At 54.4% G+C, this 26,154-nt stretch carries 21 protein-coding genes and 1 riboswitch; of the genes, 7 read left to right on the top strand and 14 right to left on the bottom strand.

The features are described 5' to 3' along the window. Positions 1–121 precede the first annotated feature (121 nt). From ACL2XF_RS19230 to ACL2XF_RS19240, 3 genes are all read left to right on the top strand, one after another. On the top strand, positions 122–1,168 hold the full coding sequence (locus ACL2XF_RS19230; RefSeq protein WP_410012615.1) for a hypothetical protein: 1,047 nt from the start codon (positions 122–124) through the stop codon (positions 1,166–1,168). Between the two features lie 87 nt (positions 1,169–1,255). After that, positions 1,256–2,248: a hypothetical protein gene (locus tag ACL2XF_RS19235; protein WP_413727373.1), complete on the top strand. Its 993-nt coding sequence runs from the start codon at positions 1,256–1,258 to the stop codon at positions 2,246–2,248. A gap of 11 nt (positions 2,249–2,259) precedes the next feature. Beyond that, positions 2,260–3,945, top strand: coding sequence for a hypothetical protein (locus ACL2XF_RS19240; RefSeq protein WP_413727374.1), 1,686 nt, complete (start codon positions 2,260–2,262; stop codon positions 3,943–3,945). Positions 3,946–3,992: 47 nt separating this feature from the next. Here ACL2XF_RS19240 and ACL2XF_RS19245 read toward each other — a convergent pair whose 3' ends face one another. From ACL2XF_RS19245 to dusA, 3 genes are all read right to left on the bottom strand, one after another. Then, positions 3,993–6,755 (bottom strand): inverse autotransporter beta domain-containing protein, encoded by a 2,763-nt coding sequence (locus tag ACL2XF_RS19245; RefSeq protein ID WP_413727375.1) that lies wholly within the window; start codon positions 6,753–6,755, stop codon positions 3,993–3,995. Between the two features lie 297 nt (positions 6,756–7,052). Next, on the bottom strand, positions 7,053–7,271 hold the full coding sequence (gene pspG, locus ACL2XF_RS19250; RefSeq protein ID WP_410012619.1) for an envelope stress response protein PspG: 219 nt from the start codon (positions 7,269–7,271) through the stop codon (positions 7,053–7,055). A 292-nt stretch (positions 7,272–7,563) separates the two neighbouring features. Then, positions 7,564–8,601, bottom strand: a complete 1,038-nt coding sequence (gene dusA / locus ACL2XF_RS19255) for a tRNA dihydrouridine(20/20a) synthase DusA (RefSeq protein WP_410012620.1) — start codon at positions 8,599–8,601, stop codon at positions 7,564–7,566. Between the two features lie 428 nt (positions 8,602–9,029). Here dusA and rcsA point away from each other — a divergent pair, with 428 nt between their 5' ends. Further along, entirely contained in the window at positions 9,030–9,659 is a 630-nt protein-coding gene (gene rcsA, locus ACL2XF_RS19260) for a transcriptional regulator RcsA (RefSeq protein ID WP_413727376.1), read from the top strand. A 165-nt stretch (positions 9,660–9,824) separates the two neighbouring features. Next, a complete protein-coding gene (gene zur / locus ACL2XF_RS19265; RefSeq protein ID WP_410012622.1) occupies positions 9,825–10,334 on the top strand; it encodes a zinc uptake transcriptional repressor Zur in 510 nt (169 codons plus the stop codon). Positions 10,335–10,555: 221 nt separating this feature from the next. On the opposite strand, the gene ACL2XF_RS19270 is transcribed toward zur, so the two are convergent. The 3 genes from ACL2XF_RS19270 to ACL2XF_RS19280 form a co-directional block, all read right to left on the bottom strand. After that, positions 10,556–10,765 carry a CsbD family protein gene (locus ACL2XF_RS19270; protein WP_410012623.1) on the bottom strand — a complete coding sequence of 70 codons (210 nt, stop codon included), beginning with the start codon at positions 10,763–10,765 and terminating at the stop codon, positions 10,556–10,558. A 405-nt stretch (positions 10,766–11,170) separates the two neighbouring features. Then, complete coding sequence (gene lexA / locus ACL2XF_RS19275) at positions 11,171–11,779, bottom strand: transcriptional repressor LexA (protein ID WP_410012624.1); 609 nt, start codon at positions 11,777–11,779, stop codon at positions 11,171–11,173. Between the two features lie 120 nt (positions 11,780–11,899). Next, entirely contained in the window at positions 11,900–12,268 is a 369-nt protein-coding gene (locus ACL2XF_RS19280; protein ID WP_413727377.1) for a diacylglycerol kinase, read from the bottom strand. Between the two features lie 125 nt (positions 12,269–12,393). On the opposite strand from ACL2XF_RS19280, the gene plsB reads away from it, so the two are divergent. Continuing rightward, the gene (gene plsB, locus ACL2XF_RS19285) at positions 12,394–14,853 is read left to right on the top strand and encodes a glycerol-3-phosphate 1-O-acyltransferase PlsB (RefSeq protein WP_413727378.1); all 2,460 of its coding nucleotides are present in this window, start codon (positions 12,394–12,396) and stop codon (positions 14,851–14,853) included. 48 nt (positions 14,854–14,901) lie between these two features. On the opposite strand, the gene ubiA is transcribed toward plsB, so the two are convergent. The 7 genes from ubiA to pgi form a co-directional block, all read right to left on the bottom strand. Beyond that, positions 14,902–15,765 (bottom strand): 4-hydroxybenzoate octaprenyltransferase, encoded by an 864-nt coding sequence (ubiA, locus tag ACL2XF_RS19290; RefSeq protein ID WP_410016660.1) that lies wholly within the window; start codon positions 15,763–15,765, stop codon positions 14,902–14,904. Positions 15,766–15,819: 54 nt separating this feature from the next. Continuing rightward, positions 15,820–16,326, bottom strand: coding sequence for a chorismate lyase (ubiC, locus tag ACL2XF_RS19295; RefSeq protein WP_413727379.1), 507 nt, complete (start codon positions 16,324–16,326; stop codon positions 15,820–15,822). 185 nt (positions 16,327–16,511) lie between these two features. Next, positions 16,512–18,599, bottom strand: a complete 2,088-nt coding sequence (locus ACL2XF_RS19300) for a YjbH domain-containing protein (protein ID WP_413727380.1) — start codon at positions 18,597–18,599, stop codon at positions 16,512–16,514. Next, the gene (locus ACL2XF_RS19305; protein WP_410012629.1) at positions 18,599–19,354 is read right to left on the bottom strand and encodes a capsule biosynthesis GfcC D2 domain-containing protein; all 756 of its coding nucleotides are present in this window, start codon (positions 19,352–19,354) and stop codon (positions 18,599–18,601) included. Before ACL2XF_RS19305 ends, ACL2XF_RS19300 begins: the two co-directional genes overlap by 1 nt. Then, on the bottom strand, positions 19,351–19,998 hold the full coding sequence (locus ACL2XF_RS19310) for a YjbF family lipoprotein (RefSeq protein WP_410012630.1): 648 nt from the start codon (positions 19,996–19,998) through the stop codon (positions 19,351–19,353). Before ACL2XF_RS19310 ends, ACL2XF_RS19305 begins: the two co-directional genes overlap by 4 nt. Before the next feature lie 69 nt (positions 19,999–20,067). Then, positions 20,068–20,430 (bottom strand): exopolysaccharide production protein YjbE, encoded by a 363-nt coding sequence (yjbE, locus tag ACL2XF_RS19315; protein ID WP_410012631.1) that lies wholly within the window; start codon positions 20,428–20,430, stop codon positions 20,068–20,070. Positions 20,431–20,905: 475 nt separating this feature from the next. Then, positions 20,906–22,555 carry a glucose-6-phosphate isomerase gene (gene pgi, locus ACL2XF_RS19320; RefSeq protein ID WP_413721836.1) on the bottom strand — a complete coding sequence of 550 codons (1,650 nt, stop codon included), beginning with the start codon at positions 22,553–22,555 and terminating at the stop codon, positions 20,906–20,908. Positions 22,556–22,741: 186 nt separating this feature from the next. Beyond that, positions 22,742–22,935, top strand: a riboswitch (Lysine riboswitch). A gap of 113 nt (positions 22,936–23,048) precedes the next feature. Here pgi and lysC point away from each other — a divergent pair. Beyond that, complete coding sequence (gene lysC, locus ACL2XF_RS19325) at positions 23,049–24,410, top strand: lysine-sensitive aspartokinase 3 (protein ID WP_413721835.1); 1,362 nt, start codon at positions 23,049–23,051, stop codon at positions 24,408–24,410. Positions 24,411–24,464: 54 nt separating this feature from the next. Here the strand turns inward: lysC and ACL2XF_RS19330 are convergent, their stop codons facing one another. After that, positions 24,465–26,126, bottom strand: a complete 1,662-nt coding sequence (locus ACL2XF_RS19330) for a Na/Pi cotransporter family protein (RefSeq protein ID WP_410012634.1) — start codon at positions 26,124–26,126, stop codon at positions 24,465–24,467. Positions 26,127–26,154 lie beyond the last annotated feature (28 nt).

Consider the following 26,154-nt stretch of genomic DNA (forward strand, 5'->3'; position numbering starts at 1 on the left):
CTGATTTATTTCCGCATTGCCCATGTGTGTGCAACAAATCCGATTGGGAATGAACAAACAAAAGATAATTTTGCCGGTATTTGTGCCGGCAATTTTAGCGTAATTTCTTAGAGGGGTGCTTATGTCTGACACATTTTATCAACCTGATTATGCACCAGAGCACAATTCGGTATGCCCGGTAAATCCGCTGGCGGTAGAGATATCCTTGACCTCTGAGACCTATTATATTAACCCACAAGTCATCCCGGATGTAACGCTGAGCCTTTTCGCCAGTTCGGCGGGGGTGCCCCATAGAGACGCGTTGGTAACCTGGAGTTCTTCTTTTGGTGAAATTACACAGGTCACTGAGACGGACAATAATGGGATCACCACTAATACGCTGATGAATTCAGTGGCAAATCCTCAATTCGGCACCGCGACGGTAACAGCTTCTGTCGGCGGTAATAGCGCATCAATTAATATAATCTATTTTAATGCCAGTTTGCTGCCGGTGCGCGTGAATGGTCTGACGACACAAAATGTCTTGCCCGGTAGCGTTATCAAACAAGGCGTCCAGGCACTCATATATCGCCCGGTTGTGCTGGCAATTGGCGACGTATTCACTTTTTACTGGGGGTCTTTTAAAACGCAAAGATTCTATGATGGTACGAATATCCCTTGGGTCATAGATATTTCCGGTCTAGTGGATGCAGGAGTCGACCTCGTTGACGGAACCTACCTTGTTTATTATGAAGTAGAAAGTCAGAACGGCTTTTTTCCCTCCACGCCATTGCTTCTTGCTATTGAAGGAAGCCCCTATAGTCTTCCAACTCTGGCCGCGCCAACATTACCCTACATATCCGATTATCGTATAACTTATAATGCCGCGGTCCAGGGCGTCATAGTGCAAATTCCCGGTGGCCAGCCGAATGTCTCCAACGGGGACCATTACAGAATAACGTTAGCACTCAGCACCTACGCCGGCGTACCTATCCGTAGTACGGTGGTAGCGGAGGGTGACGTGACCAACTCAACGGTGGGCACAAACGCCACTATAAATTATTTCAATCTCCGGGAACTCAGTGGCGTAAACGGCAGTATTTCTTATAGCATTATCAATCGTATTACAAATGCAGTTAGTGTTTCCAATATTACAAGAGTATTGATCAATACAGTGTTACCCGGATAGACGTATTACCAAAATATCCCGAGCCAGAACATAACCCTGGCTCTCATCGTCCGTAATAGTGAATTATGGACAAAAAGGGGAAACGCTATGGCATTGCCTGAACCTACAGTTCCTCAAAAAAAAGAGGGTGTCGTTACCGGAAACGATTTGGCGGTGGCGGGGGGACTGATTGTAATTGTTCCCCGCTATGTGACCGCAGGGCTGGGCGATTATATTGATCTCATATTTAATGGAACATCAGTACTCCAGCGCATTATTATGGATTTAGCCAATGAACCGCCATTTTCTACAATTATCCCGGCGTATAATGTTCCGAACGGAAATAACACGCTATTCTATACGGTCACAGATACGTTTAATCAAACGAGTACATCGCCGGCGGCGGAGGTCTTTATAACCGGCAATAGCCAGGCGCCTTCACCCCCGTTGGCTATGGCGGTTTCAACCAATGCCGCCAGTATTGATTACGACGCTATTAATGTAGAACCGTTTAATCAAGGGGCATTGGTGGGGAGGCCAACTGCCCAGGTTAATGTCACTGTTAGCGAACCTGCTTTTATTTATGAGTCGCACAGTCAGAAATATAGCTTTTTTTTAGACCAAAATGGGCTTGGATTTTTTAAGGTGTATTCGCCAAGACAAGTAATGATATATTTAACAGCCTATGAAACCGACAGGCCCGATCGCGTATTGCACGACACCATGATTTTTGGTCCTTATAAAATTGGCAATGAAAATATCGAAGCCATAAACTTTACCACTCATGCTCCGGCGAATGGCCGCACGCAGAATTCTATTTACCTGCAAACCCGCCCCCAGGCCGGGGGCATATATATCACCGAAATCGACGTTAGGGTAAACGGGCATGCCGTTATTGCCGGCTACAACGCGCAAGCCGCCACCATCGCGTTGAACAGCGACAATTCGGTCGCTATCAATATCACTAATACCTATGTCGAGAGGGTGACGGTGATCCTGCGGCTGCCGCAGGTTGCCGGTGGGGCATTCACGCTGAATACCGATTTCGTCGCGCAACCGGTCCCCGGCATTGCGGCACCCGGTTATGTCAGGGATAGATAGGAGAATCGCCTATGTATTATCTTGCAAACATGCGCCAGGAATTTTCAGTATCGCTATCCGCCACCTCATCCGCAACCGCAGACGGGCAGGATACCAATAGCGCGACGGCAACAGCCTTACGGGATAACGACATTTTGCTGGCAAATGAAGATACCCTGTTTACCTTATCCGGCAACGCGCGATTTACCAATGGCTTAGCAACACAGCAACTTCGTACCGGCGTAACGGGCAGGGCCCAGGTTTTTTTCACTAATCAAAGTGCGGAAACTGTTATCGTACAGGCCATTCTCATTAACCGACCCGGCGCGATAGATTCCGTTACGTCGCAATTCCACCCGCCGGGGACGCCGGGCATGATACCCTGGGTCATGGGGCGGCGATCCCAGCAAACGGCGAGATACACGGGGAATCCCACGCTGTTAACCGCGCTTAACCGTATGGATCGCACATTACTTAACGCCCATTGGCAATATGAAGGTGAATCGATTAGCGTCAGCGGCGCGTATTTTATTGATACCAAGCCGGAAAAAATTTTGCGGGTCACGGCCGGCGGTGCGACGGCGCGGATACGACCGTTGAACGTAATAATCAATGACAATCATTTCGGTGCTGTGGCCGCCTGCCTTAATAATGGCAGCGTTGTAGCATGGGGGAATGCTGAAGCAACGGTGCCGGGGGCAATAGCCGGCCTGCGCGATATCGTGACGCTTTGCGCCACGCTTAACGCCTTTGCCGGCCTGAGGCAAAATGGCGGCGTGATCGGCTGGGGGATCGCGGGCCGGGGCGGGGAGGTACCTGCCGACATAGGTAATTTACGTGACATTATAAGCCTGTGCGCCTGTGATTTTGCTTTTGCCGCCATTCGGCAAAACGGCGGGGTGGTGGCCTGGGGTTCGCCGTCCGAAGGCGGGTCGGTGCCCTACAACATCAGCCAACTTCGCGATATCGTCAGCCTGCGGGCAACGGCTAATGCCTTTAGCGCGTTGCGCCAGGACGGTAGCGTGGTGGCCTGGGGCACAGTTTCAGGCGGTGGCATCGTGCCACCGGAAGCCGAAGTATTACGCGATATCATAAGCGTAAGCGCATCAAACCTTACCTTCACCCTACTCAGGCGCAATGGCAGCGTATTGTCCTGGGGAGGGGGGCAGCAACTCCCGCCGGAAATCGGCGCGCTAACCGATATTATCAGCGTAGTGTCGGCAAACTATGCATTTGCGGCCTTACGCAGAGGCGGAGGCGTCGTCGCATGGGGTACCGCGCAGTATGGCGGGTCTGTGCCTATGGCAATCGCCACGTTACGGGATATCATCGCCCTGTGCGGCAACGGAGGCGCGTTTGCCGCTCTACGTCAAAATGGCAGTGTCGTAGCATGGGGTCATGAATACTTTGGCGGCCCCCTGCCGGGCGTCATCGGCAGTTTAAGGGATATTGTCTCTCTGAGCAGTACGGAAACAGCCTTTGCCGCCCTGCGCGCCGATGGTAGCGTGGCGGCATGGGGCTCGTCATTCGCAGGGGGAAACCCTCCATTAAATATCACATACTTACGTAATATACGCGCTATCTATGGCGGTAGAAGGTCTTTCGCCGCGCTACAGGATGACTCACGGGTCAGCGTATGGGGCGGCGGCGAAGCCGCGCAACAAGCCAATGTTCCCGCCGTGCTGGCCGGCAATATTTCCTATACCCTGCCGGTGTAACGACGGGTCCGCCTGTCAATTATCCGCGGTTATAGTCACCGTTTATTTTATAGAAAATTCATATAATTACCTGTACTGTTTATTTGCATGCCCAGGTTATAAGCGGCTAATGCCCCCAGGACCACCACATTTGCTTCCGCCGAGCCATTGGTTGCTTCAAGGGTGGCGATACCGTCAGCACCGGTAAAAACAGGGTTGACGACGGCCGCGGCAGTTGACGGCAGCTGGACACCAGACTGTACCCGGACAAAGGTGATATCTATTCTTGCGTTAGGCACCGGTTCGCCTCGCGGCGAAAGAAGGTCTATTTCGATTCTATTACGTGAAAAGCCGTCAGCGGGCTGATTATTGGTGATAACACGCCAGGTAGCGGTAGGCGACGCGAAACGGCCGCCGGTGCTGGAGTAGTTTTGCCCATTTCCCAATGCGGCGGTGAGAACCACGCTGCCATTGCTGGTACTGGTATAACGCACCTCCGCCCTGCCATTGCCATCTGTCACCGGGTTGGTTGACGAATCAATGGTTAAGGTCCCCGGGTTTGAAGGCAGGGTATAGGCGGCGCTTAACGCAAGCTGGACATTTGGCAAAGGAATGCCGTTAACATCTTTGGCAATAATTTCAGCGACATTTTGCTGGAGGCCGTTGCTTAAACCATCATTTGCCGTAACGGCGATACTCAGCATCACCACCTGCTCGATAAAATGCATTTCCCCGGAGGTTTTGCTGATACCTTCGACCGCCGCCGTCACCTTGACCGGCCCCGGCCGATCGGTGGTGACGCTTGCCATCAAGGTACCGTCATCACGCGTGCGTCCGCTGGCAGGATTCACCCTGGCGTCATTATCCGCCGAGAAGGTCACCGGCAGATCGGCCAGGGGCTGATTGTTTATATCCCTTACCGTAAGTTTAATCTGGTGGGCGTCAATATTGTCGGCCACTTTATCGCCGCTGGTTAAAATCTCAAGCGTCGTGTTGGCTTCGTCCGGCGCGGCGACAGCAGCAAAATGCACATCCACCGCGCGGTTGCTGCCCGCGACCGTCGCCCTCACCTGGCTGGTACCGCCTTTCAACGAGGTAATCCGGGCGGTGGCGATACCAAAGCGGTCCGTGACCACTGGACTTGGCACCGTGGCCTCATTGGTGGCGCTAAAGTTGACCGCCTGCCCGGCGACCGCCCGCCCGGCCAGGGTGACGGTGGCCTGAACCTCATTAGCCGCGGCGCCGTTCGCTTCGGCGTTATCCACCGTCACCGCAAGCCCACTTATCACTAGCTGTTCGGCGGGGGCCACGATGTTGATGACCACCTGTGCCTGGTTTGACCCATTGCCCTGTTGGTCGATGGCGCGCGCGCGCAGATGATAGCGGTTGGCCGAAGCTCCTCCCTGCCGGAACGGCGGCAGCACGATGTCGATGGCATCCGTGGCAGGAAGGGTTACCGCGCCCCCCGCCCCCACAAGCTCCGCGGCATCCCAATCAATCCTTGCCAGCCCATATTTTGCCATAACCTGCGCGCTGATATGCATTGTCTCACCGGCGGTTCCGGTCAACTGCTCTGGTAAAATCAGGCGGATTAATTCTTGCTTCTGGTATTCGAGAACAATATCGTTGTTACGTTCGACCAGATCATAACGGCTTACGGCCAGAGTACGCATAACGGCAACGTCCGCGGGGTCGATTTGTTTTTGCCACGTCTCGCCGATGCGATAGTTTAGCTGCAGGTTGATAGAGGTATCCTCATTATTACCTTTTCCGATGCGGTAATTTGCGCCCAGGGTTAATAACGGGAAAGGGGTATAATTCACCCCCAGCGTCACGGCATAAGGATTTTGCACCCGGGTTCCCCTGCCGAACAAGGCCACATCATCTCCGCGGTATTTTTCATAGATGAGTTTCCCGCCTAATTGCGGCCAGGCCGGTAGCCAGGCTTGTGCGCGCACATCATAGCCGTCCGCCGGCCGTTCATTATAATCGGCATAATCCCGCGACTGATGCCAGCCGGACAAAGCAAAGTAGTTGTTGGCGGATAATTTCAGGTAATCGGTCCAGGCCTCCGCGCCTACGCCTGCCCGCCGATTGTTGCCGGTCAGGTCGTTATCGTAGAAAAAATTCATCCCGTACAGCCAGGCATCATGATAGGTTCTTATTCCCCATCCCATATTAAGGGTGTTCCTATCGTCGTTATTCCGCCCGCCCAATTGCACAAATAACATAGCAGAGTCGTCGTCATACAGAGGTAATAAAAAATCCAGCGAGCTATTTACGAAGCGGAAACGATTATCGGTATTGATCTTCACCCTGGCGGTACCATAGTGATTTAACCATTTCTGCATGGCCGCGCCTGCCTCGCCGGTCACCAGCGAGCCAACCCTTGCTCCCATCTCCCCATCGGATTGATCGGCGGACATCATCGTGCCAAGCGTGGTAAACCTATTGATGAACCGCTGATCATCGTCGGTCGCCACGGCTATGGGCAAACCAGGCTTACTCAAGGTGTCGCCATCCGGCACGTCAATTTCATCCCCTGCCGTCAATGAAGCGAAAGGTTTCGAAAAAGTACGGAATTTATTCAAATTTTTTAAATTTTCCGCTGTAATATGATATTTCCTTGCTACAGAATCAACCGTTTCCCCTTCCCCTAAAATATAAGTCCGACTCATAAATACAGCGGCACCTGGCGTCTCAGCAGCATGCACATCAATGATAACAGGGTGCAACATCAGGATTATAAAAACAAAAATCCAAATAAAATGCTTAAAAAAAGCTAATCGATAAAATAACGATTTATGTATTTTAACTTTAGTTAGCTGCATGATATACCACGCATTATAAATAATATATATTAAAAATGCACACCAGCTTCAATGAAATGCAGCTCTCATTTATATAGCGATGTGAGTGGACGCATAGCTTTAAATAACGAGAGCTACTATAGCAATCTATAAATAAGCAATATCGAGATATTCGCTGGGTTTTTGAAAAGCTTATGGGATACTAATATTATTATATCAAAAATAACGTTTTGGCGCCTTGCCCTTGTCAGGTAAGGCGCCAGCTGGAAGACTTCGGATTAGATATAACACCTATGCCGCCCATCCCGGGCGGGTAGCTTAATAGCGGGGAAAACGGGGCGGGTTAACCGTACGCCAGATCCAGGCCACCACCAGCGCGAGTAACAGCCAGGGGAGCAGTTTCAACGCCATGACCAGCACGCCGGCAAACATCATGACCAGGAAACCCACCGCCAGCGCCGCCAGTACGCCCAGGAATGAGATACCGGTCAACAGCAGCATGAAAAAGAATGCGATGACAAAGACGAATTCCACCATTACAGGCTCCTGAAATCGGGGTGACACAGCAGGCTGGACCTTCTGCGCCTATTGCGATGATAATAAACATATTACAAAAATCGTGCCAATAAAGTAGCGCGCCAGGCCATTGAAAAATAATGAAAAATAGTGTTGTGCTCAAAGCAGGAATGGTATTTTTGACTAATTAATAGTTATTATCGCCGTTATCAGCAGCCTCAATCCCGCGCCATGGCCGCAATAGCCCTCATGACGCGCTTTCGCCCCCGGCGGCGCATGGCGGTACCCATTGGCTGGGGGCAGCCGGCAAAAGTTATTCGGCAACGCACCGCATCGGTTCAGCTTTTGCCACTTTGGCCAATGCCTGACGTACCACCTCAATACCGGCGCCGGGCTTGTGGGCGTTTTCGCTCAGATGACGTCGCCATTGCCGCGCGCCCGGCACGCCCTGGAATATCCCAAGCATATGGCGGGTGATATGGCCGAGGTAAGTGCCGTTCGCCAGCTCGCGTTCCATATAAGGAAACATGGCTTCCACCACCGCTGTCATGGTGTCATGGGGATCAACGACACCAAATAACCGGCTGTCCACCTGGCACAGCATACCGGGATTCTGGTAGGCCTCGCGTCCTATCATCACGCCATCCAGGCAGCTCAGATGCCGCTGGGCGTCGTCAAGCGTCGTGATGCCGCCATTAATGGCAAACGTCAAGGAAGGAAAATCGCGTTTTAGCTGATAGACGCGTTCATAATCCAGCGGCGGTATCTCGCGATTTTCCTTCGGGCTCAGCCCCGATAGCCACGCCTTACGCGCATGGATAATAAAGGTCTCGCAGCCGCCCTGCTCAGCCACAGTCTGGATAAACTCGCACAAGAATTCATAACTATCCTGTTCGTCTATACCAATACGGGTTTTCACTGTCACCGGAATCGACACCGCCGAGCGCATAGCGGCGATACAATGGGCCACCCGCTCGCGCTCAGCCATCAGGCAGGCGCCGAAGCGGCCGTTTTGTACCCGGTCGGAAGGGCAGCCGACATTAAGATTAATTTCGTCATAACCGCGCAGCGCGCCCATGCGCGCGCATTGCGCCAATGCATCCGGCTCGCTGCCGCCCAATTGCAACGCCACCGGATGCTCGGCCTCGTTATAGGCCAGGTAGTCGCCCTTGCCGTATAGCAATGCGCCGGTGGTCACCATCTCCGTATACAGCAATGCATGACGGGTCAGCTGGCGCAGAAAATAGCGGCAGTGACGATCGGTCCAGTCCAGCATCGGCGCGACGGAAAAGCGCTGCGGGGAAAATGGCGCTACGGCCAGCCGGCTGTTAGCCTCGGTTGAAAATGTCATAACGTCATATGCAGGCATAAAAATGGGTTTAAGGAAGAGAGGGAGATTATCTGTGTAGTGTATCACAGAAACCCTATTAGGTAGCGAACACCCCATGCGGCGATTCATCAACCATGTTAATGTTTAATTCTTACTAAACATAGGTAAATGTTTAAAGATTGTTAAATAATTATGCTTCCAGAATGCGTGAAAAGGCCACGGCGTCTCAAATAAGCACCATTTCATCCCAATACCTCCCCAAGTGATTTACAAAGCGATCATAATCATTTATCACATGATCTTAATTCAAATTTATCCAGCCATGCTGATAAAAGGTTGAAAAATGATAAATCGATATAGACAGTAATTTTTATATTTTAATATCCCCCTATGTCATTTTTTATCCGAATCCTTTTTATTTCAGGATGAATCTAATTGCAGATATTATTATGACAGTATTTATACTCGATCCTTGCACTTATACTAAATGCGCGCTTAAAAGCTCATTGTCGGCAAGCGGTATCAAAGGCGCCATTCGCGATGTGGACAATATCAGCACGTTGCGAATGAGATGCAAAAACGCCAATCCTTCGATAGTTTTTATTAATCAAAACTCTTACCAGTATCAAGGTGATGGAGAAGGATTAAAATCCATTATTGACGAACGGCCTTTGACGCTTTTTTTTATTTTCATTGGTAATGAGAATATTAAGTTCCATGATTTCGTGCCAATCAGGGACAATGTGATTATTTTATCAAAATTTATAAAGATCAGCACATTGTTAATGATAATCCGTTACTTTATGGACACCAAAGCCTGGCGCAATGACGATGCCGCCATCGGGTTCTCTCCGCTGCGTTTTAGCAAGACCGAAGTAGAAATTTTAACCATGTGGATGTCAGGTTATGACACCATGTATATCTGTACCCAATTGCACATTAAAGAAAAAACGCTTTCTTCTCACAAAATAAATATTAAGCGGAAAACCAAGGCCAGTAATAAACAGGTGATATACCATTTAATTGCTATTGCCAACAGCGTCACAGATAGTATCAATATCCGTTATCCCGTTTGCTGAAAACCAGCGGCTCCGTTCGAACGCCACAGCTAAAGAAACCTGCCCCCGATCCCCGTCCCCTCACCCTTTTGCCGGTGACAATATGGGTTAAAACACGCCAATATTCGGCGTTTTTCCGCCTTCATGATAAGATAGAGGGCGGAAATCAGCAGTGGGGGAAACGCTATGAATACCACCGATCAGTCTCAATTGCTCAGCCAGGCTGAACAATTATGTGAGCAACGCAACGTGCGCCTGACGCCACAGCGACTTGAAGTGTTGCGCCTGATGACACAGCAGGATGGCGCGATCAGTGCTTACGACCTGCTTGATCTGCTGCGGGCGACGGAACCGCAGGCAAAGCCGCCGACAATTTACCGCGCGCTGGATTTCCTTCTGGAACAAGGTTTTATCCATAGAGTGGAATCCACTAACAGCTTTGTTCTTTGCCACCATTTTGAGCAGCCCAGTCACACCTCCGCCTTCTTTATCTGCGATCGCTGCGGCCAGGTGACTGAACAATCAACCGAAGGCATTGAAGATATTTTGCAAAAAATGGCGCAAGCCACGGGTTTCGCCATGCGCCATAATGTCGTCGAGGCACACGGGTTTTGTACCTTATGCGCCGAAGTGCAAGCTTGTGACAATCCCCAGGACTGCGGACACGATCATAGCGTAGCGATAAAGAAACGCTAGCGTCCCATTTTGGCTTTTACAAGAACCCGGGAGCAAATGACGTTTATTATGGCTGAAGTGAGATAACGCGTTTGGTTAATACATTGGAGAGGCGGCAAAAGAGGGGAATGCTGATAGGATCATATAAAATAGGTGGTACGTCCTTGTACCTTTGGGTAGGAACACTTAAGGAAGCCATAACCGCACAGTGAATATGCATTAGTCATGATTTCCAAAAATCATTACCAACGATATTTGTTACGTGTTTCCCAGTCCTTTACTTCCGTTTCCGCGGCTTCTTTGCCGTAACCGTAACGTTCCTGGATCTTACCGATTAACTGATCGCGTTTACCTTCAACTACCGTCAGATCATCGTCAGTAAGCTTACCCCATTGTTCTTTCATTTTACCTTTGAACTGTTTCCAATTACCGCTGGCTTCATCTTTGTTCATCGGAGTTCTCCTTGGTTATCGGTTTCTCAGTCAACATCTGCCACTCCAGGTTTTATTAGCGCATAGCGAGGACACGTATTGCGTCCCAAAACCTGCATGTCATAAGTTAACCCTATGTCTAAAGTATAGCAGGGGATTTGGCATAAGGTTTATTCAGCAGATGATTAGACCATATTGGCAGGGTTATAAACGCCGTATGGGCTATAAGGTGAAATAAAACAGTAGGTAGAAGGTATCAGCCCGTACACCGCTAATTGTAACTAAATATAAATACCGCTAGCGGCAGCGGCCGCGCCGCAGCACTTTTATGGCGGCGAACCCGCATTCCGCGTCGCCGGTTATCCGCCATAAAATTCTCGCTGACGCGGGATAAGGGATATTCAGGATGCCATGGAGCACCGTGAGTTAAATCCAGTTGCCGTTGCGGATAACGCCGACCGCTAAACCTTCGATGGACATTTCCTGCTCGCGCAAATCGACAATAATGGGCGAAAACTCGCTGTTTTCCGGTAGCAACTCAACGATGTTACCGTGTCTTTTCAGGCGTTTTACCGTGACCTCGTCATTGATTCGCGCCACCACGACCTGACCGTTATGGGCATCCTGGGTTTTATGCACCGCCAGCAGATCGCCGTCCATGATGCCGATATCCTTCATGGACATGCCGCTGACACGCAGCAGGAAATCCGCGTGGGGCTTAAACAGATCGGGATCGATCTGGTAATGGCTTTCGATATGCTGTTCGGCCAGCAGGGGTTCTCCGGCGGCCACGCGGCCGATCAGCGGCAGGCCGGTTTCTTCTTCTATCAATAACCGGATGCCGCGCGAGGCGCCGGAAACGATTTCGATGGCGCCCTTGCGCGCCAGCGCCTTAAGGTGCTCTTCGGCGGCGTTAGGGGATTTAAATCCCAGACGATGCGCGATCTCCGCCCGGGTCGGCGGCATGCCGGTTTGCGCAAGATGATCGCGGATGAGGTCAAATACCTCTTGTTGTCTGGCGGTTAATGCTTTCATTCCGTCCCCTGTTTGTTTATACAGTCTTTCTGTGAGTATATACAGGTCCGCAGCAATTGAAAACCACAAGCGTTGCAAAATGTGATAAAACCCTGCCGACGACCGGCCGCGCCGGCCATTTTAAGGAATATACCGCCATAACAGCGTTATCCACACGAACAGCGCCAAAACAATGGCCAGGGTCACCGCCGCCGAGCCCAGGTCCTTCGCCCGGCCAGAAAGTGGATGCAGCTCCGGCCCGATGCGATCCACCACCGCTTCAATAGCACTATTCACGATCTCAATGATCAGCACCAGCCATACCGAACCGATCAATAAAATCCGCGCCACGGGTTCTGGCTCCAGGTAACAGGCAAGGGCAACCGCCACCACGGCAACCACCACTTCCTGGCGAAAAGCGGCTTCATGCCGCCAGGCGGCGCGATATCCTTTTATGGAATAGCCCATGGCGTTAAAGATGCGCCGAAGTCCGTTGGTTTGGTTTGCCATAATTTTGCGCGCTAAAGAAAAATTGTGCCTATATTACCGTTTCTTCTCGTTCGCATCACCACAGATCTGTCGCGCGGTTTCTGGTATTCTTGTGGCGCAATGCTAACAAGAGGCTTCACGAAGATATGTCAGGCTGGCGTACTATTTATTATACGTTGTTGAATTTACCGCTCAGGCTACTGGTGCGGAGTAAAGCCATTCCCGCCAATCCCCGGCAAGAAGCCGGCTTGGACCCGCTGCGGCCAATGATGTATGTTTTGCCCTATAACTCCAAGACGGACCTGCTCACCCTGCGCGCGCAATGTCTGCAACTGGGGTTGTCCGATCCGCTGATACCGCTGGAGATCGACGGCGTCGTCTTGCCGCGCTACGTCTTTATCCACGATGGCCCCCGTATTTTTCGCTATTTTTCCGAAAAACTGGAATCCGTGAAGCTGTTTCACGATTATCTGGATTTACATCGCAATAATCCGCAGCTTGATGTCCAGATGGTGCCGGTATCCGTTATGTTCGGACGATCGCCCGGCCGTGAAGCGCAGCAGAACCAGCCGGCGCCCCAGTTGCGCCTCCTCAATGGTTTCCAGAAGTTTATCGCCGTCTTGTGGTTGGGGCGCGACAGCTTTGTGCGTTTTTCCCGTCCGCTGTCCATGCGCTATATGGCGACCGAGCATGGCACCGATAAAACCATCGCGCAGAAGCTGGCACGCGTCGCCATGATTCATTTTGCCCGCCAACGCCTGGTGGCTGTGGGGCCGCGGTTGCCTGTCCGTCAGGATTTATTTAATAAGCTGCTGGCGTCCAAGGCGATTGAAAAAGCCGTGGAGGACGAAGCCCGCGCTAAAAAAATCTCGACTGATAAAGCGCAGCAAAACGCCATCGAGCTGATGGAAGAAATTGCGGCGGATTTTTCCTATGAAGCCGTGCGCTTGTCGGATCGGGTATTAAGCTGGACCTGGAACCGGCTATACCAGGGCCTGCACGTGCGCAATGCCGAACGCGTCCGGCAACTGGCCGAGGACGGCCATGAGATTGTCTATGTGCCCTGTCACCGCAGCCATATGGATTATCTGCTGCTGTCCTATGTCCTATATCATCAGGGGCTGGTGCCGCCGCATATCGCCGCCGGCATTAACCTGAACTTCTGGCCGGCGGGTCCGATTTTTCGTCGGCTGGGCGCGTTTTTTATCCGGCGTACCTTCAAGGGCAATAAACTTTACTCCACCATATTCCGCGAATATCTGGGTGAGTTATTTACCCGGGGTTATTCGGTGGAATATTTTATGGAAGGCGGGCGGTCGCGTACCGGGCGCCTGCTCGATCCCAAGACCGGCACATTGACCATGACCATCCAGGCGATGCTGCGCGGCGGCAACCGGCCTATTACGCTGGTGCCCATCTATGTCGGCTATGAACATGTTATGGAAGTGGCGACCTACGCCAAGGAATTACGGGGCGCCACCAAGGAAAAAGAAGGCTTTGTGCAGATGGTGCGCGGTTTACGTAAGTTACGCAACCTGGGACAGGGTTATGTCAATTTTGGCGAGCCGCTGTCGTTAAGCGCCTATCTTAACCAGCAGGTACCGCACTGGCGTGATTCCATCGACCCCATCGAAGCCCAGCGTCCCGGCTGGCTGGCGCCGGCGGTGGATGACATCGCCGCGAAAATCATGGTGCGCATTAATAACGCCGCGGCGGCAAACGCCATCAACCTGTGTTCCACGGTGTTGCTGGCCTCCCGCCAGCGTTCGTTAACCCGCGAGCAGCTTTTGCAGCAGTTGGCCTGCTATCTGGAACTGATGCGCAATGTGCCCTACGCCGATGACGTCACGGTGCCGGACACCACGGCGCAGGACCTGTTGGAGCATGCCCTGGCGATGAACAAATTCAGCGTCGAGCAGGATACCATTGGCGATATCATCTACCTGTCCCGCGAGCAGGCGGTACTGATGACCTATTACCGCAATAATATCCAGCATCTGTTTATCCTGCCCGCGTTGGTCGCCAGTATCATTATCGGCCATCCCGGCATCGATCGCGCGCAGCTGGCACGCCGTATCGATTTGCTTTACCCACTGATGAAAGCCGAGCTGTTCATGCGCTACGAGACGTCGCAGCTCGGCCCGGTCATCGACGCGCTCATCGGGGAACTGTCGCGCCAGGAGCTGATTGCCGAGCGCGAGGGGCGGTTGTTCTTGAACCCTCCGCAATCATTTACCTTGCAACTGCTGGCGGCGGGCGTGCGCGAGACATTGCAACGGTATGCCATTACCTTTTCATTGCTGCGTTTTAATCCCCGGATCAATCGCGGCACATTGGAGAAGGAAAGCCGGATTATGGCCCAGCGACTTTCGGTGTTGCATGGCATCAACGCGCCGGAGTTTTTTGATAAAGCGGTATTCTCCACCCTGGTGGCGACGCTGCGGGATGAACATTATATTAGCGACACCGGCGATGCCATCGGAGAGAAGGTCAATGAGATGAGCGAAATCCTGAGCGAACTGATGACGCCGGAGGTACAGCTGACCATTAACAGCGCCAGCCTGCTGGCCGCAACGCCGGAAGACGCTTCCCCGTCCACGGTGTAAGAAACGCAACGGGCGTATGCCAACGCATCGCCCGTCTTTACCGCGCTGCTATAAACGGCCCTGGCCGAAAAAACTCAGGGCAATACCGATAAAAATCAGCATACCCACCAGGTTATTGTTTAAAAAAGCTTTAAAACAGGCATCCCGTTCCCGCCGCGCGATCAGTTTTTGCTGATAGACAAATAACGCCCCCGCCAGCGCCAGGGACGTATAGAACATCACCCCCAGCGCAGACCGTATTCCCAGCCAGACCAGCAACAGCAGCGTCGCCGCTTGCAGCAGGCCGATAATCAGTTTGTCATGGCGCCCAAAAAGGATGGCGGTGGATTTGACGCCGATACGGATATCGTCATCGCGATCCACCATGGCGTACTGCGTATCGTACGCCACCGTCCAGAGGATATTGGCGGCAAACAGCAGCCAGCAGGAAAGAGGTAAGGACTCACTGACCGCCGCGTAGCCCATCGGTATCGACCAGCCGAACGCCGCGCCCAGCACCAGTTGCGGCAGATGGGTTACCCGCTTCATAAAGGGGTACGCCCAGGCCAGCGCCAGTCCCGCCACCGATAGTGCAATGGTCATGGTATTAAGCGTCAGCACCAGCCCAAACGACACCCCTACCAGGACCACAAAGATGATCTTGGCTTCTTTTTCGCTGATAAGACCGCTGGGCAAAGGGCGGGATGCCGTACGCTTGACGTGGCCGTCTATCTTGCGATCGGCATAATCATTGACGACACACCCCGCGGCGCGCATGAAAAACACCCCGAGGACAAATACCACCAGCGTGCCGAAAGCGGGCGTGCCGCTTCCCGCCAGCCATAAAGCCCACAGGGTCGGCCAAAGCAATAACAGAGAACCAATGGGTTTATCAATGCGCATCAGGCGGCACCAGGCCTGCCATTTGCCCATCGTGGCGCTTTGTTCCACTTATTTCTCCTTTACTTCATCATTCTCGCACGGCGCTTAACAATACAGCGGGGCTTGGGGTAAAAACAGTTCGGTCAGCAATAACGGCTTACCGTCCGGCCGCAGGCAGGAGCGCCGCGCCCACAGGCCGTCAGCGCGGCCCAGTTGGATAAAGTCCCGCTCCGGCGCCCGGCCGCGGAACAGCCAGCGGCCCAGGGGGATATCTCCCAGCGTGGTGAGCGCCCACTCCGCTCCGTTCATGGCGTTTTCGGGCACCAAGGTGCGGCCGGCCAGCCAGGGCCGTTCATCCCCGCATAAGACGATTTCGCGCAGCCAGTAGCGATCGCTTGGCGGCAACAGAGCGATATCGTCTCCCAGCGCCTGGGCCGGGAAATAACCTTCGCGGCCGCGGCGGATGGTAACCCGCCGGCAATGGCGCTCGAGGCGCCGGGTCATCGACCCTTGTTCCATCAACCAGTCCGCCAGGGCGGGCGATGGCGGCGGATCCTGGTCAGTCAGCCAGGTGATGGATGCCAATAAGGCGATAGAGGGATCGTCCGTCATCCTGTTCCCCATGGTTTCAGGTGGTCAGCTCCGATATTGTAGCTCAGAACGCCATTTTATTAACCTGCCGATGCGGGAAGAATGCGTTTCTTCAGGCGGCAATATACCGGTCGCCGGGCGCTAAGGCGCCGGCGGCAAAAAAAAGGCCTCCGCAGGGAGGCCGTTAAAATCAGATCTGTCCGCCGCTATTCCAGCGCCGGCGAACGTTCTTCGGTTAGACCGTACAGATAGTATTTCCGGCCGACCATCTGGCCGCCGTCACGCGTCAGCGGGATCCAGTTCAGCTGCGCCCGGCTGCGGTTCGGCGTCGGCGTCAGCAGATCCAGCGGAATCGAGAGATAGAATCCTTTGGTAAACGACCCTTCGCCATAGTCCTCTTTGGAGACATTGGTAAAGGTGGCAAAGGCGCCGGCGGTGACCCCGCTGTCGAAGCGGCGCGAGACATCGAAGGTGACGCCCTTATCCTTGGCCAGGTATCGTCCGACGCTGGCTTTAACCAGTACGCCGTCCAAAAAGCCGGGCTGCCAGTAGCCGGTCAGGTTGCCGGTCGCCACGGTATAGTCGGCGAACTGCATCATATTGTCCCAGTCGCGCTGCTTGACGTAGTTACCGTCAAGACCCACCGCCCAGTTCTTGTCCAGCGGGCGGTACAGTACTTCACCGCCGACGCCGCCGTACATCATTTCCAGGTAGCCGCCGTAGAGCTGGCCGTACCAGCCGTCGCCCAGGCGATCCATATAGGTGGTTTGCAGGTTGCTGATATAAACATCGTTCTGCACATATTCCCGAATCCGGGTACGGACGCGCGGCAAATGCGAGTCGCTCGGCGGCGCGGTAAAGTTAAACCGGTCATAGTTATTGATGATATTGCCGAATAGGGTACCGGAGGTCACCCAATGGTCGGTCAGCCAATAACTGGCCGTGCCTTCGACGCCGATTTGATACATATAAAACGATTCAGGCCCGCCGAACGATTGGTTAAGCACCGGCGCCCAGCCAAGCTGCAGGCGGTCCCGTTCGATATAGTAACCCTGTTCGGCGTTTTTCGGCACATCCGGCTCGGTGCGGCGCTGCTTGAGCGGCTGCTCATGCCCCAGGGGGTAGCCCGACAGCGTGTCCTGCAAACTCTTCACGTCGGTTTCCGTGGTCACCAGCGGCAGGTTCTGCCGGGTCTGGGTCACCTTCAGCGTATCGATATTCGCCGGCAGGTTATTGACCAGGATCCGATTGGCGCGATCGACACCCTCTGCATTATCCCGGTACTTATACTGCTCGCCGGTCATATACAAGGTGCGATCTTTAACCTGGATATGCGGGCCGGCAAAACCGGCGTTGCTGTCCATATCGGTCAGCTGCTGCGCCACCACCTGATGCTGGAGCATGTCGGTCTGCGGCTGCGGCGCATAAGCCGGTTTTTCGCTGTCGCGATGCTGCTGGGTCAGGTCGTTAAAGTTGGTGCGAAACGTTACGCCGAACATCACGGTATTGCCGCGTTCATAGCTCAGGTTAAGATCCGTCCATTTGCCAAGCCGGTATATGGCGCCGACGTTGACCGGCGAGTCCTGCTTCAGCCGGCCGGCAAAATCCCCTTCGTAATCATTGCCTTCATATTCCAGCTTAAAGCGCAGCGGCTGCCACGGCGTTTGGTATTCCACGCCGCCAAACAGCGAGGCCGGGCCATGAAAGAAGTCGCCGGTGTTAAATGAACCGGCGCTGCGGTGGGCATTATTACGAGTGCAGTAGCGATCGGAAACTTCGCAGAACGGGTTTTTCACATTGCCGCTGTTGCCCAGGTAGCCCCAGCCAAGCCCCAGGGTGAAGTCCAGGGGACCCCAGGCTTTGCTGGCGGCGATAAACTCGCTGTCAAACAGGCCGGAACCGCCAAAATCGCGGATACCCACCGAGGTCTCGGGCAGCCAGTACCCCTCTTCCCATAACCGCAATTTAAGATCGATACCCTTATCTTTATAGGTTTGATCGCCGCTGAAGTTTTCATTGGCGCTGTATTGCCGGGTACGGACGTCGGTATAGCGGATAGTACTTTCAAGCCAGGGGAACAGCTGCACGTTGATGGAATAAAAGCGGTACTGATCGTTATCCCGGTAGTTCAGGCTGAATTCACCGTCCTTCGCCATGCGCCCGGAGGGGGTTTGCAATAATCCGGCCCCGCCCATATCCATCTGCGATGGCCCCAGCGGCTCGGTATAGGAGGCCGCCTGGCAAGCGGAGGCCACTGACAGCGCGATGAGACTTAATAGATATTGTGTTTTCATCAGTCAGGGATCCGGTGTGTCAGCAAGGAAACAATTTTTTCGTTTACGTCCTGATAGGCCCGCGGCAATGACCACGAGGAAAAACCCACGTAAATCGCACTGCCCGGCGCCACTTCATTGTGGCGCCGGTTCCAGTAGGCCACCGGCACCGATTTGGCCTGCCCATCCGGCAGGATTATCCAGGCATAACTTCTTTCGGCTCCGCTCAGGCGCTGGTGGGTCTGCAGATAATCATCCGCGTCGCGGCCCACCTGAAACGGCTGTGAACCGGTGGGCGTCACCGCGCCGAACACATAAACGCTGGTCGGCTTAGCCAGCGTATACAGGCTGTAGTCGCCCACGAGCCTGCGGTTGGCGCCGGTCTGCAGGCGAATCACGTCCGCGTCCAGCGAGACGAACTGACGCCCGGTCACCTTCAGGGCGGCGATCTGGCCGCGCACCCGATCAACGGCATCGGCCAGATCCAAGTCGTTGTCCTGGCGGAAATCGGCGCTCAGGGCGCTCAGGCGCGCCAGCAATTGCCGCTGTTGCTCCTGCTGGACGGCGGTGGCCAGGTTTTCCGCGATAACGGTGCCGGGCCACCAGGTACGCCCGGCCAGTTTCGGATCCAGGGTCAGCTGCTGGAGGGTATTAATCCCCGTCAGGACCACGGGCTGCGATTGACCTGGGGAATAAACCGCCACACGACTGTCGGCTGCGGCGGAGGCAATAAAACCAGCACATAAACTCACTACGAGTAAGAGTTGTTTTTTCATGGCTTATAAGGATTTAAAGTGATGGTTTCAATCGGGAAATTACCCGGCCCGACATATTGTTGGGCTTTGCGCACGGCGCCGGTGCCTGGTTCGATCCAAAAGCGGTTTTGATAATGCGTGTTGAGCTCGGCCACCGTAACATCCTCATTGATGACGCGGTAGGCGTGCGGCGCATTCAATACGGTAATAGTCTCGGTGCCCGCCAGGGTGAAACGGGAGGTCAGGGTTGCCGAACGTAGTTGTTTATCTTCCGTCCAGGACTGGATGCGGGTCCATTCAGTGCCGTCGGTAATCCTTTGAGCGTGGGCCAGCGGATCGGAGGCCAGGTTGGTGACTTCGAGGAGATTATCGGGCAGGCCAAGGGTTTTGATCAGGCGGCCATTGCGGGTCACCAGCATGGCTTTATCGCGCGAAACCCATTTTAAATCGCCGTTTTCGGCATAAGCCAAGACCATGAAGATCTGCGCGCCGTCATTGATGCGCGCGTAAATACTGGCGTAGGGAATGTCATGGACCTGCTCCGGTGTTAATTCAACGTCCGGCGTGCCGAACAGCGCCAGTTTGAATGTTTCACCGATACCTTGTTGCGACTGACTGCAAGCGGCCACCAGAAAGCACACCACCACCATAAATAAATAGCGCACGTCGTTTATCCCAAACGAAAGGAGACCAAAAAATAACCACACTTGCGTGTGGTTATCGAATAGTTATTATTACTGCACCGTTGAGGTGGTGGTGCCGGTACCGGTATTGCCATTACCGTCACCGTTATCGTCATTATGAGCGCCGATTAAGGCCACTCCAGCTAACAGTGCGACCGCACCAACGCCGACTGCCGTGGCAGCCCCGGCGCTCAGACCAGAAGCAGTCTCGGTGTTACCGCTACTGTTACCCGGCGTGGCAGCTAACGCATAAGAACCACTAGCCATCAACATTGCAGCCATTACTACACTAAACAGTTTATTCATATTTATTACCTTTGATTCATGAGGATGATGACTATAAAGCAATGAAATGATGATTTGCCTTATATAAGCATCATAAAGGAATATAATGCAATAAAATATATCTTGCATTCATCATCCCTGATTTAGCCGAAAAAATGCGCGACACCGCATTGGTACGCGGCAAAGTAGTGAAATGCCCTCTTTTGTTGCATAAAAGCAAAATTAATCACCAGTAATGCGATTTAGGGCACAATTTTTCGGTGAATGAGAAGTTCACGCCAAGGGGCAAAATCAGATAATTCCGCTGTCAGTACCTCAATGAGGAGGCTTATACGCCCAAAAGTATATAAGCCGTCTGCGTGTTTTAAAATAAGGCCTTAGAGCCGGTTTTTATATTCCCTGCCCGCAACGATGCGCCTTATTCTGAAAACAGGCGCGGCTGGTTTTTAGGAAAATCCTTAAAGAGTGCCAAAAAGCCGCCAAGTAACAAACAGTTAACACCACGGCTGTTTTCTGCAACACCCGGCGCAAGCAGCGCAACCGCCGGATATGACGGCCTCCCGGCGGCCGTTCCCTGGCCGTCCTGCAAGGCCTTCGGCGCGTATCAGCCGCGCCAGTTTTTAAAGCAGTTAATCAGGCCATTGGTGGAGCTGTCATGGCTGGTGACCCGGTCATCGGCCGCCAGTTCCGGCAGGATCCGGTTCGCCAGCTGTTTACCCAGTTCCACGCCCCATTGGTCAAAGGTGTAGATGTTCAGGATAACGCCCTGGGTGAAGATTTTATGTTCATACAGCGCAATCAGCGCGCCCAGGCTGTAAGGGGTGATTTCCCTGAGCAGTATGGAATTGGTCGGCCGATTGCCGGCGAAGACTTTGAAAGGCGCCACGTGCCCGACCTGATCCGGGGTTTTACCCGCCGCCGCGAATTCGTCCTCGACCACCTGCAAAGATTTACCAAACGCCAGGGCCTCGGTTTGCGCAAAGAAGTTCGACAGCAGCTTGGCGTGATGATCGCTGAGCGGATTATGGCTTATCGCCGGGGCGATAAAATCGCAGGGAACCACTTTGGTGCCCTGGTGAATCAGCTGGTAAAAGGCATGCTGGCCGTTGGTGCCCGGTTCACCCCAAATAATCGGGCCGGTTTGGTAATCCACCGGATGGCCGTTGCGATCCACGTACTTGCCGTTGGACTCCATATTACCCTGCTGGAAATACGCGGGGAAACGGTGCATATACTGATCGTAGGGCAGGATGGCTTCTGTTTCCATGCCGTAGAAATTGTTATACCAAATGCCGATCAAGGCCAGCAGCACCGGCAGGTTTTGTTCCGCCGGGGTGTCCCGGAAATGGCGATCCATGGCATGGGCGCCGCTGAGCAGCTGTTCAAAATTGTCAAAACCCACGGACAGGGCAATGGACAGGCCGATGGCCGACCACAGGGAATAACGGCCGCCGACCCAGTCCCAGAACTCAAACATATTGTCGGTATCGATGCCGAATTCACCCACGGCCTTGGCATTGGTGGACAGGGCGGCAAAGTGCCTGGCGACGTGTTTTTCATCGCCGGCGGTCTGCAGGAACCAATCGCGCGCACTGTGGGCGTTGGTCATGGTTTCCTGGGTGGTAAAGGTTTTCGACGCCACCAGGAACAGGGTGGTGGCCGGGTCGAGGTGCTTGACCGTTTCGGCGATATGGGTGCCGTCGACATTAGATACGAAGTGCATGGTCAGGTGGTTTTTAAACGGGCGCAGCGCTTCGGTCGCCATATAAGGCCCGAGATCCGAGCCGCCGATACCGATATTCACCACGTCGGTGATCGCTTTGCCGGTATAGCCTTTCCATTCACCGCCGATGACCCTGTGGCAGAATTGCTTGATCTTGGCCAATACCGCGTTCACATCCGGCATCACGTCTTTGCCGTCCACCAGGATCGGCGTGTTGCTGCGGTTACGCAGGGCCACGTGCAACACCGCGCGATCTTCGGTGCGGTTGATCTTTTCACCGGAGAACATCGACTTGATGGCCCCGTCGAGATCGCACTCCCGGGCCAGGGCCTGCAATTTTTCCAGCGTTTCATGGGTAATGCGATTTTTGGAATAATCGACCAGCATCTGGTCGTCAAAGGTGGCGGAGAAGGTGTCGAAACGGGAGTTGTCCCTGGCGAACAGTTCGCTGATGGTAACATCCTTCATGTGTTCAAAATGCTGCTGCAGCGCTTTCCAGGCCGCGGTGTGGCTAGGGTTTATGTTTTTCATAGGCAACGCTCTTATTGAGAATAAAAAGACGTGATGACAATGATTGTATCGCGTAGCTCACGAGTTGCGACCCCTTTTCTTGCGATTGCCCTCTTTTCAGGATAAATGCGTTTGCATCATGCGCTGCCCGTTGACACCGGGGTAATTACCCGCTATTTGTAAGGTCCTAGTAGCGCACCCGTTGCGTGAACCAGAAGAGGCGCGTCGCCCAGGCAAGGTTTCGGAGGATCCGTTTTCCGCTGATGAAACCCAAGGGGGAGCGACGCCGAGGCAGCGTACGGCAAACGGGCCGGCGTTACCGGCCGCATGGGCTGAATCCCATGGGTTGTCACCGGCATTTTCGCCATTGGCGATAGGCACGGTGGGGCGCTTCTGGGTGTACCGTAGTCTTCTACGCCTGCTCCCTGTTTCCCGCCCCTGACTCGTGCCAAAAGCTTAATATGTTGTCATCAAGGATGGCATCCTGACACGAGGCATTAGAGGCATTAATAGCATGGCAGAATCAATACAGTCCCCTATCGTGGCGAAGTTCGGCGGCACCAGCGTCGCCGATTACGACGCGATGAACCGCAGCGCGGATATCGTGCTGTCCAATGCCGCCGTCCGTCTGGTGGTGTTGTCCGCCTCGGCGGGCGTCACCAATTTGCTGGTGGCGCTGGCTGAAGGCAAAGAACCCGAGCGCCGCGCCTTTCATCTGGATGAAATCCGCCGCATACAGTATGCCATTATCGACCGGCTGGCCGATTCGCGGGTGATTCGCGAGGAAATTGACCGCATGCTCGATAATATCGCCATGCTGTCCGAGGCGGCGGGCCTCGCCACATCCCATGCCCTGACCGATGAGCTGGTCAGCCACGGCGAACTGATGTCGACGCTGCTGTTCGTTGAGGTGCTGCGCCAGCGCCAGGCGCAGGCCCAATGGTTCGATATTCGCAAGGTGATGCGTACCAATGACCGTTTCGGCCATGCCGAGCCGGAGATCGCCGTCCTTAAGGAATTAACCCAAAGCCTGCTGCTGCCGCGCATCGACGCGGCGCTGATCATTACCCAGGGCTTTATCGGCAGTGAGGCCAAAGGGCGCACCACCACGTTGGGACGGGGCGGCAGCGATTATACCGCCGCCCTGCTGGGCGAAGCGCTGCAGGCCCAGCGCATCGACATCTGGACCGATGTGCCCGGTATCTATACCACCGACCCGCGCGTCGTGCCCGAGGCCAAGCGCATTGATGAAATCAGTTTCGAGGAGGCGGCGGAAATGGCCACCTTCGGCGCCAAAATCCTGCATCCCGCCACCTTGTTGCCGGCGGTGCGCAGCGATATTCCGGTTTTTGTCGGGTCCAGTAAGGACCCTCATGCCGGCGGCACCCTGGTGTGCAATAAAACGCTCAATCCACCGCTGTTCCGCGCCATTGCCCTGCGCCGCCGGCAAACGCTGCTGACCCTGCACAGTCTGAATATGCTGCAGGCGCGCGGATTCCTGGCCGAAGTGTTCAATATCCTGGCGCGCCATTATATTTCCGTGGATTTGATTACCACGTCCGAGGTGAGCGTGGCGCTGACCATGGACACCACGGGATCGACTTCGTCCAGCGCCAGCCTGTTGACCACGTCCCTGCTGACGGAACTCTCATCCCTGTGCCGGGTGGAGGTTGAAGAGAACCTGGCGCTGATCGCCCTGATCGGCAATAAGCTCTCCCAGGCCTGCGGGGTGGGTAAAGATGTATTTGGCGTACTGGACCCGTTTAATATCCGGCTGATCTGCTATGGCGCCAGCAGCCATAACCTGTGCCTGCTGGTGCCGGGACAGGACGCGGAACAAGTGGTCAAGACCCTGCACCACAACCTGTTTGGTTGACGTTATCCCCGCACGGGCGCGTGGGCGCCCGGACGAACCAGGGATGACGGGCCTTTAGAGCGGGGTGGATGCTTTGTCGCGCCGCTCCTCATTCTCTTCCGCCTCGTCCTCTTCATTGAGTTCCAACGCGTTATAGGCCACCGAACAGAATAGGGAGTTCATCCGCTTCATATCCCCGAGCAGCCCAAGGTGCAGCGAACTGGTTTCCAGGCTCTGCACATTTTGCTGGTGGAGGCGATCCACATGGGCATGGGCATAGCGCCGGTCGGTAATGCGAAACCGATGTTTGGCGCGGCGCAGGCGCCGCGCGCTGGTGATATCGCCGGTCAGGAACACCGACAGGCTCAGGCGCAGGTTGGACATCAGCTGTTCGTGCAGCGTATCAAGCTCCTGCAGCCCCTCGGTGGAAAAGGCCCGGCGCGTGGCCAGAGACTTGGCGGCCACATCCCCGGCCATGCGCTCGATAATATCCCCGGCCTGTTCCAGGTTGAGCGCCATTTCGATAATCTCGGCCCAGCGGCGGGAATCCGCTTCCTCCAGATCCTCTTTCGGCATCTGGGCCAGATAGAGTTTGATGGCGGTGTACAGCACGTCGACATCATCATCCAGCCGGCGTATTTCCCGGTCTTTATTCGGCTGGCCGTGCAGCACTTCACGAAGCAGCAGCAGCATGCTTTCCACTACATCGCCCATGCGCAGTGTTTCCCGTGAGGCATTGGCCAGCGCCAGCGCGGGCGTATCCAGGGCGCTGGTATCCAGATGACGCGGGCGCACGCCCACGTCGCCGACCGCCGTATCGCCGATCCATTGTGTACATAAGCGCGCCATCGGCCCGGCGAACGGCACCAGGAGCAGGCAGCGAATCAGGTTATAAAAAACATGGAAATAGATCACCAGCTCCGAGGCGCTGACCGGCAGGCGCCCAAGCAGGCCGGCCAGGAATGAGATGGCCGGCAATACCACCAGGCCGCCGACCAGCTTGAACAGCAGGCTGCCCAGCGCCACGCGTTTGCCTTCCGCGTTTTGCCCGCTGGCGTTGATCATCGCCAGGATGCCGCTGCCCAGGTTGGCGCCGATAACCAGGCACAGGGCCACCTTAAAGGAAATCACATCGGTGGCGGTCAGCGTCGCGGTCAGCAGCACCGCCGCCAGGCTTGAGTAGCTGATAATGGCGAACAGTGCGCCGAGCAGGGCGTCGAGCACCACATCGCCGGTCAGTGATGAAAACAGCACCTTGACGCCGTTGGCCTGGGTAATGGGGGTCGAGGCGGCGACAATCAGCTCCAGCGCCAGCAGGATCAGGCCCAGGCCGATACACACCCGGCCTATCTGGCCGACGCGCGATTGCTTACGGCTCAGGAACAGGCAGACGCCGATAAAGATCAGCAGGGGGGAGAGCCAGGATAAGTCAAACGTCAGCACCCGGGCCATCAGCGCGGTACCGACATCGGCGCCCAGGATAATCACCAGGGCCGGCGTCAGCGCCACCAGGCCCTGGGCGACAAACGAGGTGACCAGCATTGCCGTGGCGTTACTGCTTTGGACCAGCGCCGTAACGCCGATACCCGCCATGAATGCCATCGGTTTTTTTTCTACGCTTCTGCTCAGCACCTGCCGCAGGCGGGCACCGTAGACACGCATGATCCCGGTACGGACAATATGCGTCCCCCAAACCAGCAGCGCTACCGCGGAAAGCAGATGCAACAATGTTAACACGCTTCTTACCACTCCTTGATGACCCACT

Origin of the sequence: Sodalis sp. RH19, from assembly GCF_047324215.1 — a bacterium.
GTDB lineage: Bacteria > Pseudomonadota > Gammaproteobacteria > Enterobacterales > Enterobacteriaceae > Acerihabitans.